This window comes from Pseudomonas sp. SDO52101_S400 (genome assembly GCF_054071635.1).
The window spans coordinates 1-16,746 of record NZ_JBSVWF010000088.1 but is presented as its reverse complement, the minus strand read 5'-3'; the positions used below and the strand labels follow the sequence as shown (position 1 = coordinate 16,746).

General features: G+C 62.1%; 12 protein-coding genes. 9 read left to right on the top strand and 3 right to left on the bottom strand.

The window, feature by feature from the left end; translation table 11 throughout:
* Positions 1-88: 88 nt before the first annotated feature.
* The 7 genes from urtE to ureC all read left to right on the top strand — a co-directional run bounded on the left by urtE (position 89) and on the right by ureC (position 5,444).
* A complete protein-coding gene (urtE, locus tag ACW9HX_RS27435) occupies positions 89-787 on the top strand; it encodes an urea ABC transporter ATP-binding subunit UrtE (RefSeq protein ID WP_007950600.1) in 699 nt (232 codons plus the stop codon).
* A gap of 43 nt (positions 788-830) precedes the next feature.
* The gene (locus ACW9HX_RS27430) at positions 831-1,670 is read left to right on the top strand and encodes an urease accessory protein UreD (RefSeq protein WP_457382992.1); all 840 of its coding nucleotides are present in this window, start codon (positions 831-833) and stop codon (positions 1,668-1,670) included.
* Positions 1,671-1,898: 228 nt separating this feature from the next.
* Positions 1,899-2,201 (top strand): urease subunit gamma, encoded by a 303-nt coding sequence (ureA, locus tag ACW9HX_RS27425; protein ID WP_039766748.1) that lies wholly within the window; start codon positions 1,899-1,901, stop codon positions 2,199-2,201.
* A gap of 9 nt (positions 2,202-2,210) precedes the next feature.
* Entirely contained in the window at positions 2,211-2,744 is a 534-nt protein-coding gene (locus tag ACW9HX_RS27420) for an N-acetyltransferase family protein (protein ID WP_457382991.1), read from the top strand.
* Positions 2,745-2,749: 5 nt separating this feature from the next.
* Positions 2,750-3,283, top strand: coding sequence for a GNAT family N-acetyltransferase (locus tag ACW9HX_RS27415; RefSeq protein ID WP_457382990.1), 534 nt, complete (start codon positions 2,750-2,752; stop codon positions 3,281-3,283).
* Entirely contained in the window at positions 3,283-3,588 is a 306-nt protein-coding gene (locus ACW9HX_RS27410) for an urease subunit beta (protein WP_007915947.1), read from the top strand. The genes ACW9HX_RS27415 and ACW9HX_RS27410 overlap by 1 nt, the downstream gene beginning before the upstream one ends.
* Before the next feature lie 155 nt (positions 3,589-3,743).
* The gene (gene ureC, locus ACW9HX_RS27405; RefSeq protein WP_457382989.1) at positions 3,744-5,444 is read left to right on the top strand and encodes an urease subunit alpha; all 1,701 of its coding nucleotides are present in this window, start codon (positions 3,744-3,746) and stop codon (positions 5,442-5,444) included.
* A gap of 49 nt (positions 5,445-5,493) precedes the next feature.
* On the opposite strand, the gene ACW9HX_RS27400 is transcribed toward ureC, so the two are convergent.
* On the bottom strand, positions 5,494-12,543 hold the full coding sequence (locus tag ACW9HX_RS27400; protein WP_457382988.1) for an NEL-type E3 ubiquitin ligase domain-containing protein: 7,050 nt from the start codon (positions 12,541-12,543) through the stop codon (positions 5,494-5,496).
* Positions 12,544-12,721: 178 nt separating this feature from the next.
* Between ACW9HX_RS27400 and ACW9HX_RS27395 the strand changes: the two genes are divergently transcribed.
* Positions 12,722-13,849, top strand: coding sequence for a sensor histidine kinase (locus ACW9HX_RS27395; RefSeq protein ID WP_457382987.1), 1,128 nt, complete (start codon positions 12,722-12,724; stop codon positions 13,847-13,849).
* A gap of 5 nt (positions 13,850-13,854) precedes the next feature.
* On the opposite strand, the gene ACW9HX_RS27390 is transcribed toward ACW9HX_RS27395, so the two are convergent.
* Positions 13,855-14,160, bottom strand: a complete 306-nt coding sequence (locus ACW9HX_RS27390; RefSeq protein WP_249482536.1) for a chaperone modulator CbpM — start codon at positions 14,158-14,160, stop codon at positions 13,855-13,857.
* A gap of 23 nt (positions 14,161-14,183) precedes the next feature.
* Positions 14,184-15,134, bottom strand: coding sequence for a DnaJ C-terminal domain-containing protein (locus ACW9HX_RS27385; protein WP_096819779.1), 951 nt, complete (start codon positions 15,132-15,134; stop codon positions 14,184-14,186).
* Positions 15,135-15,426: 292 nt separating this feature from the next.
* Here ACW9HX_RS27385 and ACW9HX_RS27380 point away from each other — a divergent pair, with 292 nt between their 5' ends.
* A complete protein-coding gene (locus ACW9HX_RS27380) occupies positions 15,427-16,701 on the top strand; it encodes an Hsp70 family protein (RefSeq protein WP_457382986.1) in 1,275 nt (424 codons plus the stop codon).
* The last annotated feature ends 45 nt before the right edge of the window (positions 16,702-16,746 follow it).

Below are 16,746 nucleotides of genomic sequence, written 5' to 3'. Positions count from 1 at the left end.
GCGGTGTGTCATTCAAAGTTGATGGCGACTGATCCACCGCATTCGCGAGCAAGCCCGCTCCCACAGGGGGATTTGAGGAGATCTGGAAATGCTGCAAGTCGACAAACTGCACCAGTACTACGGCGGAAGCCACATCCTGCGTGGCCTGAGCTTTGACGTGAAGGTCGGCGAAGTCACCTGCCTGCTCGGCCGTAACGGCGTGGGCAAGACCACGCTGCTCAAATGCCTGATGGGCTTGCTACCGGCCAAGGAAGGCGCGGTGAACTGGGAAGGCAAACCGATCACCACGTTCAAGCCGCATCAGCGGGTACACGCCGGGATCGCCTATGTACCGCAGGGCCGGGAGATTTTCGGCCGGCTGACCGTGGAAGAGAACCTGCTCATGGGCCTGTCGCGTTTCCCCGGCAGCGAAGCCAAAGAGGTTCCCGCGTTCATCTACGAACTGTTCCCGGTGCTGCTGCAAATGAAACAGCGGCGCGGTGGTGACTTGTCCGGCGGCCAACAGCAACAACTCGCCATCGGCCGCGCACTGGCCAGCCGTCCACGACTGCTGATCCTCGACGAGCCCACCGAAGGCATCCAGCCGTCGGTAATCAAGGAAATCGGCGCAGTGATCAAGAAGCTCGCCGCCCGTGGCGACATGGCGATTCTGCTGGTGGAACAGTTCTATGATTTCGCCGCCGAACTGGCCGATCAGTACCTGGTGATGTCCCGGGGCGAGATCGTGCAGCAGGGCCGTGGCGAAAATATGGAAGCCGAAGGTGTGCGCGGACTGGTGACTATTTGAGGTTACGGTCTAATCTGTAGCGTCCTAACGATAATCAGAAAAAATGAACTTACCTTTAGCGACTGCCCTGTTTACCCCGAGCTGGCATGCCGAGCTGGAGCTGGCCTACGCCCGCTTCGGCGATTGCACGCGGCCGACCCGACGCCGGCACCTCGGCCCGTTGCGGGTGCAAAAGCATCTGTATGCCGAAGGGCCCGAGGTCTGCCAGCACATCATCGTCCACCCGCCGGGCGGCATTGCCGGCGGTGACCGGTTGAACATCAGCGCCCGCGTCGAACAAAACGCCTGGGCACAGATCACCAGCCCCGGCGCGGCCAAGTGGTATCGCGCGGCGGGTCCCGCTTACCAGTCGCTCAAGCTGCACGTCGCCAATGGCGCGACACTGGAATGGCTGCCCCAGGAAACCATCGTCTACAGCGCCGCCCAGGCTGAACTCACGACTTCGATCGACCTTGAAGGCGATGCGCGACTGTTCTACTGGGACGTGGTGGCCCTCGGGCGCCCGGCCAGTGGCGAACGCTTCGACCTCGGGCATTTCCAGGCGCATCTGGATATTCGCCGCGATGGGCGGTTGCTCTGGCATGAGCGCCAGCGCATCGTCGGCGATGACGGTTTGCTTGATTCGCCGATCGGACTGGACGGCAATCCGGTGTTTGCGACGTTGTTGGTAACCGGCGAAATCGACGCCGAACTGCTGGAGCGCTGCCGCTCGCTGGGGCATGAAGTGCGCGGGGATCTGACGCAGTTGCCCGGTCTTTTGGTCGCTCGTTGCCTGGCCAGCGAAGCGTTGCTGGCGCGGGCGTGGCTGATCGAGCTCTGGCGATTGCTCAGACCTGTGCTGCTTGGTCGTGAGGCTCAGCCGCCAAGAATCTGGAGTACTTGAGAACCAGCCCCTCACCCCCCGCCCTCTCCCCGGAGGGGAGAGGGAGCCTGACCGAGGTGACCGCTAGAAATGTTTCAGACACAAGAATTCAACTGACTGAACCGGCCATAACAAACAACCGAGATCAGTCCCCTCTCCCCCCGGGAGAGGGCTAGGGTGAGGGCTGGGTCTGACTGACACCCCACTCACCACAAGAACCACACAAACTGCCCAAATGGATTTAAAACGATGGACCTGACCCCACGCGAAAAAGACAAGCTGCTGATCTTCACCGCCGGCCTCGTTGCCGAGCGGCGACTGGCCCGTGGCGTGAAGCTCAACTACCCGGAAGCCATGGCCTACATTTCGGCGGCGCTGCTCGAAGGCGCCCGGGACGGCCAGACCGTGGCCGAGCTGATGCACTACGGCACCACCCTGCTGACCCGCGATCAAGTGATGGAAGGCATCCCGGAAATGATCCCGGAGATCCAGGTTGAAGCGACGTTCCCCGACGGCACCAAACTGGTCACCGTCCACCAACCGATCGTCTGAGGCCGCGCCATGACTTACACCATCCGCGATGCCCTGCACGCCGACCTGCCGGCGATCCGCGACATCTACAACGACGCCGTGCTCAACACCACGGCGATCTGGAACGAGTCTGCCGTCGACCTCGGTAACCGTCAGGCGTGGTTCAGCGCGCGTCAAAGCCAGGGTTATCCGATCCTGGTGATCGTCGACGCCGACAACACCACCCTCGGCTACGCTTCGTTCGGTGACTGGCGGCCGTTCGACGGTTTCCGCCACACCGTCGAGCACTCGGTCTACGTGCGCAGCGACCAGCGCGGCAACGGCCTCGGCCCGCAACTGATGAGCGCCCTGATCGAACGCGCGAAGACCTGCGGCAAACACGTCATGGTCGCCGCCATCGAAAGTGGCAACGCCGCGTCGATCCGCTTGCACGAACGCGCCGGTTTCATCACCACCGGGCAGATGCCGCAAGTCGGCACCAAGTTCGGCCGCTGGCTCGACCTGACCTTCATGCAACTGACCCTCAATCCTGGCGCGGAGCCGCCGCCCGCCAACAAGGAGTGACACCGATGAACCCCGCCCAACTGCGACGCGTCAACGCTGAAAGTTTTGCGCACTATCGTCAGGGCCTGATCGACCTGCTGCTCGACGCCGTGGGGTATGGCGCCAGCGTCGGCTTCATGGCCGATCTGGATGCCACTCAGGCTCGCGCCTATTTCGATGAAGTGCAGGACAACCTGAACAAAGGCAACGTCTTGCTGTGGGTGGTGGTCAAGGACGAACAGGTGCAGGCCAGCGTGCAACTGGGCCTGTGCCAGAAGGCCAACGGACTGAACCGTGCCGAGGTGCAGAAGCTGCTGGTGCGCGAGCACGCCCGGCGCCGCGGCCTCGGCCAGCAGTTGATGGAAGCGCTGGAATTGGCGGCCCGCCAGTACAAGCGCGGAATGCTCTACCTCGACACCGAGGCCGGCTCCCCTGCCGAAGATTTCTACAAGGCCCTGGGTTACACCCGCGCCGGGGAAATTCCCGACTACGCCTGCGACCCGAGCGGCACGTATCGCCCGACAGCCCTCTACTACAAGATTCTGCAAGGAGCCCATTGATGATTCCCGGCGAATACCAGATCCAGCCCGGCGACATCGAACTCAACGTCGGTCGTCGCACCGTCAGCCTGAAAGTGGCGAACAGCGGCGACCGGCCGATCCAGGTCGGTTCGCACTACCACTTTTTCGAAACCAACGACGCCCTGACCTTCGACCGCGCCGCCAGCCGTGGCATGCGCCTGAACATCCCGGCGGGCACTGCGGTGCGTTTCGAGCCTGGGCAGAGCCGCGAGGTGGAACTGGTGGATTACGCCGGTCACCGGCGGGTGTTCGGGTTTGCCGGGCGGGTCATGGGTGACCTCTGAGTCTGCGTGTACCGCTGCCCCTCACCCCAGCCCTCTCCCAGGGGAGAGGGAGCCAACCACCGATAACTGCCCCACCGCGATCAGTCCCCTCTCCCTCCGGGAGAGGGTTAGGGTGAGGGTTGATGGCTCACCGCGATTTCTCTGAAGGACGCTAGATGAAGATTTCCAGACAAGCCTACGCCGACATGTTCGGCCCCACCGTCGGCGACAAGGTGCGCCTGGCCGACTCCGAGCTTTGGATCGAAGTCGAACAGGACTTCACCACCTACGGTGAAGAAGTGAAATTCGGCGGCGGCAAAGTGATCCGCGACGGTCAGGGCCAGAGCCAGTTGCTGGCCGCCGAAGTGGTCGACACGCTGATCACCAATGCACTGATCATCGACCACTGGGGCATCGTCAAGGCCGATGTCGGCCTCAAGGACGGGCGCATCGCCGCCATCGGCAAGGCCGGTAACCCGGACGTGCAGCCCGGCGTGACCATCGCCATCGGCGCCAGCACCGAAGTGATCGCCGGTGAAGGCATGATCCTCACCGCCGGCGGCATCGACACCCACATCCATTTCATCTGCCCGCAGCAGATCGAAGAGGCGCTGATGAGCGGCGTCACCACGATGATCGGCGGCGGCACAGGACCGGCCACCGGCACCAATGCTACAACCTGCACATCGGGGCCGTGGCACCTGGCGCGGATGCTCCAGGCGGCCGATGCGTTCCCGATGAACATCGGCCTCACCGGCAAGGGTAACGCCAGCCTGCCGGAGCCGCTGATCGAACAGGTCAAGGCCGGCGCCATCGGCCTCAAGCTGCACGAAGACTGGGGTACGACCCCGGCGAGCATCGACAATTGCCTGAGCGTTGCCGACCAGTACGACGTGCAGGTGGCGATCCACACCGACACCCTCAACGAGTCCGGTTTCGTCGAAACCACCCTCGGCGCGTTCAAGGGCCGCACCATTCACACTTATCACACCGAGGGTGCCGGTGGTGGCCATGCGCCGGACATCATCAAGGCCTGCGGCTTCGCCAACGTGCTGCCGAGTTCGACCAACCCGACCCGGCCGTTCACCCGCAACACCATCGACGAACACCTCGACATGCTGATGGTCTGCCACCATCTCGACCCGAGCATTGCCGAAGACGTGGCGTTCGCCGAAAGCCGTATCCGCCGCGAAACGATTGCCGCCGAAGACATCCTCCACGACCTCGGCGCGTTCTCGATGATCAGCTCCGACAGCCAGGCCATGGGCCGCGTCGGAGAAGTCATCACGCGCACCTGGCAGACCGCCGACAAGATGAAAAAGCAGCGCGGCCCACTGCCCCAGGACGGCGAAGGCAACGACAACTTCCGCGCCAAACGCTACATCGCCAAGTACACGATCAACCCGGCGATCACCCACGGTATCAGCCATGAAGTGGGTTCGGTGGAAGTCGGCAAGTGGGCGGATCTGGTGCTCTGGCGACCGGCATTTTTCGGCGTGAAACCGACGCTGATCCTCAAGGGCGGCGCCATCGCCGCGAGCCTGATGGGTGACGCCAACGCCTCGATCCCGACACCGCAACCGGTGCACTACCGCCCGATGTTCGCCAGTTACGGCGGCTCGTTGCACGCCACCAGCCTGACCTTCATCAGCCAGGCGGCGCAGGAATCCGGATTGCCCGAAGCGTTGGGCCTGAAGAAGAAAATCGCTGTGGTCAAAGGTTGCCGCGACGTGCAGAAAACCGATCTGATCCACAACGATTATCTGCCGAACATCGACGTCGACCCACAGACCTATCAGGTCAAGGCCGACGGCGTGTTGCTCTGGTGTGAACCGGCCGAGACGCTGCCGATGGCGCAGCGTTACTTTCTGTTCTGAGTCGGAGACCCGGTCGTCGAAGTTTTCGGCGACCGGGGCTGGCAACGCTTCAGCGGGTTGAGGTGTCCATCAGATACCGCGAAGTGCCGGGCTGCTCATCGTCGAGCCCGACCGTTGCCGGCTCGCCTGTTTCCAGACGCGACAGGGCAATCAGTTGCTGATTGCGCTCAATACCGCGTTCAACCTCGAGCATCTGCACCGCCTCCTGGTACGCCGTGCTGGTCACGTCTTCGTATTCATCCTCAAGTCGCTGCAGTTTTTCATTCGTGCTGCGTTCCAGCGCACCGAGTTCATCAGGGTATTTCTCGGTCAGGTACTGCACCCAGTAATCGCGGCTGATCAGCTCTGCATAGAACGCCTCACTTTTTTCAGCCTTCACGACCGCAGCGCGAGCGGCTGCCAGATCCTCGCCCCTGATCGGCCGGGCAAACCGCATGTGGCTGGGTTGACCCGGCAATTGCAGGCCATCTTCCCAACCAGACGTCAGGCCGATTCGATACTGCAGGCGCACTTCCGCCGGATCGGCGTGACGCCCCATGCTGCGCGCCGCGAGTTTTTCCACCTCACCCAGACGAAACAGTTGGCGCGACAGGTCGAGCAAGGCGCGCCCCTTCGCCGCAAGACCTGGCTGAAGGTGTCGCAAGGCGTTGTACTCATACACCTTGACCTCGATTTCGCTGAGCGCCAGGGTTCGCCCGTCAACGCAGGTCGTGTGCGTGGTCGCCATGGAAAACAGCGTATCGCGCAGCTCCTGACTGCCATCGGCGGCCTCGACGATTTCCCAGACCCGCCGGGTCAGATCGGCGCGAAACACCCGGAACTCTTCGGTGTCTGGCATCCGCGACAGCAGATGGAAGAACGCTGCATTGTCGGGTTCGGCGGCCAACCGTTGCCACATTGCCCGATAGCGTATGGCGTCCTCTGGCGGGATGTTTTCGATCCAGGGTGTCGCTTGTTGTTCGAGGATGTTTTCAGCGAGGATCGGAACCACTTCATCCGGCTCTGCATCACTCTCCAAACCCGCGTCTTCGTCCTCGCTTTCGGTGGTGCTCTCCATGTCATCGATCATCCGGTCGATGTCGGCATAGGTCAGGCCCAGCACATCCTGACGCCCATGGGCATCGGCATATTCACGCAGGCGGATCAGGCTTTGCTGCGATATTTCATAGTTCTCCGACAGATTGCTGCCAGCCATCAGCTCAGTATGCGTGCCGTCATAAAAGCCTGACGGAATCGACAATATGTCGTTGTTGCTCAAGTCCACCGCCTGCAGGTGCGGGGCTTGCAGTATCCCCTCCGGCCAGGCGGTGAGCAGGTTGTCGCGCAGATCCAGCCGTTCCAGTCGCCCGAGGCGAGCGACACTGAACGTGCGCAATCCGTTGTGGCTAAGGTCCAGCCACTGCAACTGCTCCAGACCCTCGAGTGTTTGATCCAGCGCTGCAGAATCCGCGAGACCGGTGAGCGACATCTCCAGTCGCTCTATCCCGGACATTTGCCCGACAGGCTCGGGGATCACCGGCAACTGGTTGCCGCTGAGATTAAGTCGACGCACCTGTGTGAAGGCCCTGAGAAATGCATTGGAGCCATCGGTGGAAAGCTTGACCCCCGCCAGATTCAGGGTGCTAACCGCAGGAAACGCTTGCGGCAACTCAGGCAGGTTGCCCACTTGCAGACCGTCGAGGCTCAGCTCTCGATCAGCCACGCCATTCCAGTCGACCGTACCTTCACGCCAGCATTCGATGATTCGCTGTGCGGCGAGTTGGCGGGTGCGCGATGACACGACCCAATCCATACCGCGGGTTTCATGGGTGAACAGCCAGTCGTTGAGGCGCCGCGTCAGCGACTCGAAGGTCTGTTCCCATTCACGGATACGGGCACTGATCTGCACCTCGGCCAGCCCTGCGCCCTGCATCCGCTCGATGGCCTGTTGTGCCCGCGCCTCGTCGTACTGCGGGCGCAGGCGCTGGATGCGCGCGCCCCACCCGGCCGGCCCGTTGTCTGCCAATGGCTGTGGCAACGGCAGCAACCGGCGGGCGATCACCGAGCCGCTTTCAGCGGGTGGCGTACGATGGCGCGGCTCCTCCAGCGCAAAGCGCTGCAGCGACCCCGGCATCAGGCCTCTGGCATCTTCGATGCGCCGGCGCGCAGTGGCCAGCGACTCTTTGGCCTGCCCACTCAGTGGGATGCCGGTGAGGCTGGTATCGAGCAACAACGCATCACGCGCCAGCAATGCATCCGGCAGCGAGGTCAACTGGCTGTCACTGAGGTCCAGCCAGGTCAGCTCCGGCAGAAACTCCGCCCCCGCCGGCCATTCGCGCAAGGCGGTCGCACTCAGGTCCAGTGCCTTCAGGCGATTCATCCCGCGCACGTCGATGTGACTCAGTGGGTTGCCATGCAGGTTCAGGGTTTCGAGTGCCGGCAGATCGCTTGAATCCAGCGGCAGTTCGGTCAGTCCGCAATGGCTCAGGTCGAGGGTATCGACCCCGCGAAAGGTGCGGATGAAACCGCGAAACGGCTCGGTCGGGGCTTGCAACCCTGCCAGATGCAGACTTTTGACGTGGGAGAACCCCTCAGCCGGGAGCGTCGGCAGACTGTCCAACGCCGAGCCAGGAATCTCCAGCACCGAGACATCGTTCGGCAAACTGACGTACAGGTTGAAAAAGACACTCTCGGTACGTGCGCCGTAGCGCTGGAACAATCCGCTGCGCCAACTGGCCTTCAGCGCGTCGGCCACTGCCGACCGCTCGGCCACGCCACTTTGAAGGGGCGGCCCGGAACCGACCCACGTGTCCAGGCGATTGATTTCGCTGTACTGCTCACTCAAGGTTTCAATCGCGGTGAAGCGGCTGACGGCGTCCGTCCATTGCGCCCTGAACCCGACGCTCAAGACATCGAGCAGGCTGGGCTCCATGCCGACAAAACGCTTGAGTTCACCACGGCAATAATCCGCGACCATTTCGTCCAGATCGATCAGATGCCGAGGCTGGCTGCGAACGAATTCGTAAATCGGCCTGAACACCCGACGCGGGAACTTCGACCAGTCCAGCGACAGGCCGGACAGCAATCGTTGATGGCCCTCATAAATTTCCATCGGCAGCGTATTGATCGCGGTCGATCGCAGGTTCAGGCGCTCCAGTCGAGGCAGATCCAGAACGCCATGCGGCCATTGGCGCATTTGCGGACTGCCGACTTCGAGCCGGCGCAACTGGTGCATGCCGCCGACATCGAGCGTCATGGGCACCACGGGATTGAGAGCGCTGGCGGTACAGCGCAGCTCCAGTTCTTCGAGCCGGGTCAGCTCCCGAAGCCGCGCGGCCACCTGACCGGTAATCGGTGTCGACAGTTTCAGGCAGGTCATGTGTCGCAGCGTTTTCAATGTCGCAAATGCCTTGTCGAACTCCGCAACGCTCGCGGTCAAGGTCAGTTGCTCGACGTTGGGAAACGCCGCAAGCGTGTCGCCGATCACGGGAGCGCGCAGCGTCAGTTCGCGCACGTGAGCAAAGTCCGCCGTCAATGATGGCAGCGGTACGTCAGTGATCAGCGTCAGGCGGGCCGCCTGCGGACTATGTTCGGCCAACGGTGCATTTCGCCAACAGTCCTTGATGTCCTGCACCACGCTGACGAACTCATCACGGGTCGTGCGCAGGCGCAAGTTCTGCGACACCAACCATTGATCGAGGGTCGTTTCCAGCTCTCGCCACTCGATCAACCGATTGTTGAGCAGATGAAAGATCTGCTGGTCGCTCTTGCCCAGACGCCATTGTTCAAGAATGAAACCGCGAGCCTGAACGTCGGTCAGCCCCGGGTAAACATTCTGGACATGACCGGTCAACGCCGGATTCGGCCCCGGAGCATCACCACTGGCGGGATAGCCGAGCAGCCTGGGAGCAATGCGTTGTGGCGGCTTGAACCATGGTCTATCGGCTGCGCCTGCACGCAGGATCCGGGCCGACTGACTGCGCTCGGCGAGCGCCCGATCGATGATCGCGCCTTGCAAGTCGACGCTCTGCCAGACATTCGGCAGCCCCAGCCCATGACGTGCCTGATCGGGCAAGGCATGCATCAACGAGGCGAAAAAATTGTCGCCTCGCAGGGGGATGCTGTTGAGCGGTTCGCCACGCTCATTGGCGGCTTGATAGGCATCCCCGTACTTGACCAGATACTTGTGTGTGGAAGCTGTTTCGCGGCCGATGGCGTCCAGCATCGGACCGCTGATACTGCCCTCGCGGATTTCCAGACGCACGTCACCGGACCAGCCTGGCAACCGGCCCAGCGTCTGGAATGCGAGATGGCGGCTGTCGGCAGAGGCCATCGTTTCACTTCGCAAACCGGCCAGAGCCCGGGTCAGACGCCCTGTCTGGGCATACCAGCGACCGAGTTCCTGCAAATGCAACGGGACCCGCACCGCGCCGTCCAGCCGTACCAGTTCCTCGGCATTGGCTTGTCCCATTGCGGCGGCTGCCGCACGGTCGGTCAGGCCAGGGACCACTCGTTGCAGCTTTGCCGTCCGAGGATCGACGGGCTCGGTGCCCTTCAGAAGACTGTCGAACAACGCGGGCTGGCGGGCACGGGCGAAGTCGGCAATCTGTCTGCAGAACTCATGCGTCCGTGCCGAACGAACACGTGCAGGTTCGCCACCCAACAGGCGAACCGTCTCCGCTTCATCCAGCACCGCGAGTATTCGCGTAGGCAGCACACCGCCCAGCACTTCGGCCCGGCTGATCCGGATCGGTGCTTTGCCGCCGCGCTTCGTCCCATAAGCGCGTGCCTTCCCCATGAGGTCAGGACTGTCGTAGACCTCCAGTACTCTCCCGAACGGCCAGCGTGGCATGTCGGGAAGCAACGGCAACAGATGCAGAAAACGACTGTCGATGGCCTGTGCGCCTGCGGCCTGCTCGACGATCAGTCCCGCATCCCGCTCGGCGTTGAACAGCTGCATGGCGTCCACCAGCTCCGGTGGCGGCAAGGCGTTGTCCAGGTGCATTTTGCGCAAAGCGTTGTCGCTGACACCGGAGACATCGGCCATCGTCAGCAACTGCGCGTCAGTGAAGGCCTCGGTGCTGTGACCGATGCGCCGCAGCAGGGTCAATCGATCCCAGTCTTGCGGACGTTCCAGGGTATGTCGCCATGCACCGGCGCCGTTGTGCATCATCGGCGGCTGATAAGCCTGCGGATCGCCAGGGTGCTGAATGCGCCAGGCCTTGAGCGATTCGTCGTACACCTGCTGGTAGGTCTTGCCGTCGAGCCTAATGCAGGTTTTTTGCCCGGACTCGTATTGCCCCAGCGCATTCGGTACTGCCTGCGGCCCCAGAGTGACCGGACTCTCGTAGCCACTCAGGTCAGGCCTCCACAAACGGGTCGTGCCGTCGGGCATTTCTACCTGATGCAGGTTCTCGATGACCGGCACCGATCTGGCAGCCGCCAGCCGAGCGAACCCCTTTCCGGCCCCCGCCATCAAGGCCATCAACGCGAGGTTTTGCGCGACATCGACCAGATGTGCCTTGGCAGCCTTGCGATCACCTTCACTCCACTCGATGGCGCCTTCAAAGGTTTCTTCGAGCAGTTGCCCGGCCATCACCACCATCATCACTTCGCCGAGCACCGGCACGAACATCGAGACGCCCATCAGCACCAGCATGCCGATGTTCAACAACGCGGCAAGCTTCTGCGAACGGACCTTGGCGTCGACATCCGCCGTGGGTACGGCGTGGCTGCGGGCATCGGCGATCAGTCGGTCACGATACTGCTCGAACTGGTAATGCCACAGGTCGATATTGTCCGACCATATCCCGTGCCCCTTGCGTGGCAGGCCAACCGGGTTCAGATAGGGATCAGTGTTCGGTACCTGGGCGACCGGCGGCGCGGGCGGCAACTCACGAATCCCGGTCAGCGCCGCGTTGATCGGGTTGAGTGCCTTGATAAACTCGTTGAGCAACGGTTCGTAGGGCGCCAGCCTTTGCGTGAACGTTCGGCTCGGCGTGTCGTCAGTGAATTGACTGAAATAACGCGGCCGGTCGGCATACGCGACGAACTGACTGAAAAACCGCTGGTAGGCGTTCGGGTCTGCTGGATGGGTTTGAGTGGCGTCGCGCGCGGTGAAGCGCTGCTTGAACATCGCGGCGATTTCCCGGCCCTTGTAGCGCTTGAGCGGATGGTACGGATCGCCGGGGATGTACAGGATCGAGTCCTCACTGTAGCGATACTTCTCGCAGATCACGAACATCACACAACCGCTCATGCGCCGGCCCATCAGGCCCAGATCATGAAACCAGATCTGCCGATGGCCCTGACGCGGCGCCAGTTCGCCGTTCAGGATCGAGCGAATCGAGGCGTAGTCCTCACGTCCGATATCACCTTTGACCAACGCCAGTTCGGCCGCCGCACGCAGAGCGGTTTTATGTGCGTCGATGAATTTTTCGCGCAGCGCCTGTTCGGCCACCGCGTCCCTGGGGCGCAGGAAATCCTTCAGGTAAGCCTGATATTTCGCCCCGATGTCCAGCGAACGGCACAGACCGGTGAACTGCTCGACGGTCAGGGATGTGTTCAACGGTTCCAGTGTGCCGGGGTTCGAGGTTTCACTGCGAAACCCGGAGGTTTCATGAAAGGCGCCACGTTTACATTCACCGGCTTCGAAGTTGTGCAGCGCCGCTTGCAGCAAAGGCAGCTTCAGGGCTTCGAAGAAGTCGATGTCGATGGCAAAAATCCCCATTTCCACCGGTTTGTTCAGCAACAGCCAGGTTTTGTTGACGTCAAGCGTCACGTTGAACCGGTCCTTGAGAGCCTTGGTCAGCAACGGTGCAGCAAAGCTGTCGATGTCCTGGAAGGTCGACATGGCCTTGTCCAGGCGTGCCTGGGCGGCGAGGCTGGCGGCTACGGCATCACCAGCTGCCTTGCGTTGATCACGCGATGCGCGCCTGTACCAGTCCGGTGTGGAGGAGTCGGCACTTTTCAACGCCTCGCGCTGGCATAGCGGTGCATTGACCAACCACTCGGGGCTGGACCGTTGAAGAAAGTCAGCGTGCAGACTTTGCGTCACCACCGACCCCGGCGGCGATGCAACGTTGTCCGGCGAAGGTAAGGCGACAGGGATTTCGGACATGGTTTCGCTCCTTGAAATGGAGCAAAAGCAGACCACGGCGAACCTCTGCCGCTGTGGTACATATGTCTTGCGGCACGGCGTCTTGTCAGCGGAAATTTCCGGCCCGAGCGGCGCTTTCTTTCCCGCGCAAAGGGGCTAATATTCGAACGCCCCGCCTTGAATTTCCAGGAACCCGGACATGCGTTTATCCGAATTCATCAGGCAACACGCGGATCACATCGTCGAGGAGTGGGAGCAGTTCGCCCGGACCATCACCCCCGCGGCCGACAACATGGACCGGGCGGCGCTGCGCGATCATGCCAGGGCCATCCTGCTGGCCTCCGCACGCGATATGGACACTGCACAAACCGCCAGTGAGCAAATCGCCAAGGCCAAGGGCGAAGGCCCGGAGAAAACCCCGAGTCTGGACGAAGCCGGCGCCAGTCATGGCGAGCTGCGTCATACCGTCGGCTTCGACCTGGTGCAGATGACGTCTGAATTCCGCCATTTGCGCGCCTGTGTGATTCGGCTCTGGGTCAACAGTCTGCAATCGCCGGACATGGCGTACTTCCAGGACATGATCCGCTTCAACGAAGCCATCGATGAAGCCCTCGCCGAATCGACCGCCGCTTATGCCGAGCAGGTCAACCGCTCGCGTGACATTTTCCTCGCCATCCTCGGTCACGACCTGCGCGCCCCCTTGCAAGCGGTGACCATGTCGATCGAATTGCTGATGCGCAAGGCCGCGCTACAGGGCGATGCCCTCCAGTGTGCCCTCAACATCAAGCATGGCTCGCGACACATGGCGGCGATGGTCAGCGATCTGCTGGAACTGGTGCGCAGCCGCCTGGGCAAAAGCCTGCCGATCGAACCGGCGCCGATGGACATGGCCGACGCGGCGCGAGCCGCCATCGCCGAAGCCTGCGCCGGCAATCCGGACAGTAATCCGACACTGAAAACCGAGGGCGACACCCGTGGCGTCTGGGATGCCGGACGGATCGATCAACTGCTGCAGAATCTGATCGGCAATGCCTTGCAGCATGGTTCGAACCCGCAGGAAGTACTGGTGACGCTGCGGGGCGATGCAGAAAACCTGCACCTGAGCGTGCACAACCACGGCACACCGATTCCCGAAGAGGCCATCGGCACCCTTTTCGATCCATTGGTGCGCAGTGCAGACGAAGAGCTCGGCCAGCCATCGACCAGCCTCGGTCTGGGCCTGTTCATCGTCAAGGAAGTGGTGACCGCCCACGGCGGGACGATCGAAGTCAGTTCAAGTGAAGCCGACGGAACGCTGTTCAGCGTGGTGCTGCCCAGAAAAGCCTGAAGCGGTTACTCGACCACCAGCCGTGCCAGACGCTGGCGGAGCATGCGGTTCTCGGCGCGCAGCTCCTTCACCTCTTCCAGCAGGTCCAGCGCCAGGGCGACGCCTTCCCATTCCAGCTCCAGGTCGCGCCGCAGCTTGGCGGCGCGTTTGGCCAGGGCCAGTTCGTAATCGGTGAAACGCCATTCCCGAGGCTGCGCGCCCTGAGGTTCGAGGATGCCGTGTTCGACGATTTCGATCACGTAGACGTCCGACAGATCGGCCGCCTCACAGAATTCTGCCATGTCCAGTTGAACGATCAGGGGGCTGCTCATGATGGGCTACTCCGTCGCCGGGTTCAGAAGTTCTCTCGCGGGTTGAAGGCGGCTTTCTTCGCCAGTTCCTGCCACAGCGCCTTGACGTCATCGCCCGCAGCCTTCGGCATCACGGCCTTGAGCTGGACGAACAGATAACCGCGCTCGCCGGCCTTGTTCTGCAAACCATGGCCCTTGGCGCGCATGCGCTGCCCGTTCTGGCTGCCGGCCGGGACCTTGAGGTTGATCTTGCCAGTGAGGGTCGGCACGGCCACTTCGGCACCCAGCGCCAGTTCCCACGGTGCCAGCGGCAGCGTGATGATCAGGTTCTCGCCTTCGACATCGAATTTCGGATGCGGCGCGAAACGGATGGTCAGGTACAGATCGCCATTGGCGCCGCCACCAATGCCCGGCGCACCCTGGCCCTTGAGGCGGATGCGCTCGCCGTCGGTCACGCCCGCCGGGATCTTCACGTTCAGGCTCTTGCTGGTGTTGCTGACGTGCTGGCCCGAACCGTTGTATTGCGGCACCTGGAAGCTGATTTTTTTCGATTCGTTCGAAAGCGTCTCTTCGAGAAAGATCGGCAGTTCCAGTTCCACGTCTTGCCCTCTGCGCCCGGCACTGCGGGATTGTCGACCTTCGCCGCCACCGAAACCGGGGCCGCGATTGCCGAAGATCGAACTGAAGAAGTCCGAAAAGTCACCGGTGTCGCCACCGCCGCCACCGAAACCGCCACGGCTCTGCCAGCCCGGCGGGCCCTGGAACGGTTGACCGTGCTGGCCGTAGCGGCGCAGGTCGTCGTATTCGGCGCGTTTGTCGGCGCTTTTCAGCGCCTCATAGGCTTCCGAGGCGTCCTTGAACTTGGCCTCGGCGTCTTTTTCCTTGCTGACATCGGGGTGGTATTTGCGCGCGAGCTTGCGATAGGCCGCCTTGATTGCCTTGTCGTCAGCCGTCGGCTCCACGCCGAGTATCTTGTAATAGTCTTTGAAGTCCATTGAAGGAGTCACCATCCGTTATCGGTTTCGCGCCGCCGTCAGCATGCGCCGATTCGCGCGTGCCAGGTTGACCGATCTCAAACTTGTGACCGGGTGGCGCAGCAGAAGTTTATCGGCAGTAGGCGGCGGTTCTTGCGACCGCCGGTATGTCTGCCGGCCCATGCCTGCAAGTTTGGGGCAAAGCGGCGACTTTCAAGCAAGTTTAGTCGTGAAATAGCGGATGACCGGCCTTCGAATCTGCCGCGCACTGGCATACACTGCGCGGCCGTTTTTTTGACCGGAACCGAAAGACATGAAAGACGCCTCTCCAGCCCGTGCCTGCGGCATCGACTTCGGCACGTCCAACTCCACCGTCGGCTGGCTGCGCCCCGGCATGGAAACGATGATCGCGCTGGAAGACGACAAGATCACCCTGCCGTCGGTGGTCTTCTTCAACATCGAGGAGCGCCGCCCGGTTTACGGTCGCCTGGCACTGCACGAATACCTGGAAGGCTACGAAGGCCGGCTGATGCGCTCGCTCAAGAGCCTGCTCGGTTCCAAGCTGATCAAGCACGACACCAGCGTCCTCGGCACCGCGATGCCGTTCAAGGATTTGCTCGGTCTGTTCATCGGCCAGCTCAAGAACCGCGCCGAAGCGGCCGCCGGTCGCGAATTCGAGCAAGTGGTGCTGGGCCGTCCGGTGTTCTTCGTCGACGACGATCCGCTGGCCGACCAGGAAGCCGAAGACACTCTGGTGGAAGTGGCGCGCAAGCTTGGCTTCAAGGATGTGTCGTTCCAGTACGAGCCGATCGCTGCGGCCTTCGACTACGAGTCGACCATCGAAAAGGAAGAGCTGGTACTGATCGTCGACATCGGCGGGGGTACGTCGGACTTCTCGCTGGTGCGCCTGTCGCCCGAGCGCCGGGGCATGGATAACCGTCACGACGACATCCTCGCCACTGGCGGCGTGCACATCGGCGGGACCGACTTCGACAAGCAACTGAGCCTGCAAGGCCTGATGCCGCTGTTTGGCTACGGCAGCCGCATGAAGAGCGGCGCGTTCATGCCGACCAGTCACCACATGAACCTGGCGACCTGGCACACCATCAACTCGGTGTATTCGCAGAAATCGACTCTCGCCCTGGGCAGCATGCGCTACGACATCGAAGACACCGGCGGCATCGACCGTCTGTTCAAGTTGATCGAACAGCGCGCCGGGCACTGGCTGGCGATGGAAGTGGAAGAAACCAAGATCCAGCTGACCCATAACGACAGCCGCCATGTGCCGCTGGACCGGATCGAGTCCGGGCTGAGCGTGGAGTTGACCCGGGCCTTGTTCGAATCGGCGATCGATGCGCAGCTGGAGCGCGTGCGCGGCAGCGTCACGCAATTGCTGGCGGACGCCAATGTGGCGGTGGGTCAGGTCGATACGGTGTTCTTCACCGGTGGTTCCAGCGGTATTCCGGCGCTGCGCAACAGTGTTTCGGCGATGTTGCCGAACGCGCGGCATGTGGAAGGGAACATCTTTGGCAGCATTGGCAGCGGTCTGGCGATTGAAGCCATGAAACGTTACGGCTCGGTGAACTGATCTAAAAGCGGCGGTGCGCCCTTCGCGAGCAAGCCCGCTCCCACA

Excerpts from the sequence above, each read along its gene's own strand:
- ureA (WP_039766748.1), top strand. The coding sequence starts at position 1,899 with ATGGACCTGACCCCACGCGAAAAAGACAAGCTGCTGATCTTCACCGCC.
- ACW9HX_RS27410 (WP_007915947.1), top strand. The coding sequence starts at position 3,283 with ATGATTCCCGGCGAATACCAGATCCAGCCCGGCGACATCGAACTCAAC.
- ureC (WP_457382989.1), top strand. The coding sequence starts at position 3,744 with ATGAAGATTTCCAGACAAGCCTACGCCGACATGTTCGGCCCCACCGTC.
- ACW9HX_RS27385 (WP_096819779.1), bottom strand. The coding sequence starts at position 15,134 with ATGGACTTCAAAGACTATTACAAGATACTCGGCGTGGAGCCGACGGCT.
- urtE (WP_007950600.1), top strand. The coding sequence starts at position 89 with ATGCTGCAAGTCGACAAACTGCACCAGTACTACGGCGGAAGCCACATC.
- ACW9HX_RS27420 (WP_457382991.1), top strand. The coding sequence starts at position 2,211 with ATGACTTACACCATCCGCGATGCCCTGCACGCCGACCTGCCGGCGATC.
- ACW9HX_RS27400 (WP_457382988.1), bottom strand. The coding sequence starts at position 12,543 with ATGTCCGAAATCCCTGTCGCCTTACCTTCGCCGGACAACGTTGCATCG.
- ACW9HX_RS27415 (WP_457382990.1), top strand. The coding sequence starts at position 2,750 with ATGAACCCCGCCCAACTGCGACGCGTCAACGCTGAAAGTTTTGCGCAC.
- ACW9HX_RS27430 (WP_457382992.1), top strand. The coding sequence starts at position 831 with ATGAACTTACCTTTAGCGACTGCCCTGTTTACCCCGAGCTGGCATGCC.
- ACW9HX_RS27390 (WP_249482536.1), bottom strand. The coding sequence starts at position 14,160 with ATGAGCAGCCCCCTGATCGTTCAACTGGACATGGCAGAATTCTGTGAG.
- ACW9HX_RS27395 (WP_457382987.1), top strand. The coding sequence starts at position 12,722 with ATGCGTTTATCCGAATTCATCAGGCAACACGCGGATCACATCGTCGAG.
- ACW9HX_RS27380 (WP_457382986.1), top strand. The coding sequence starts at position 15,427 with ATGAAAGACGCCTCTCCAGCCCGTGCCTGCGGCATCGACTTCGGCACG.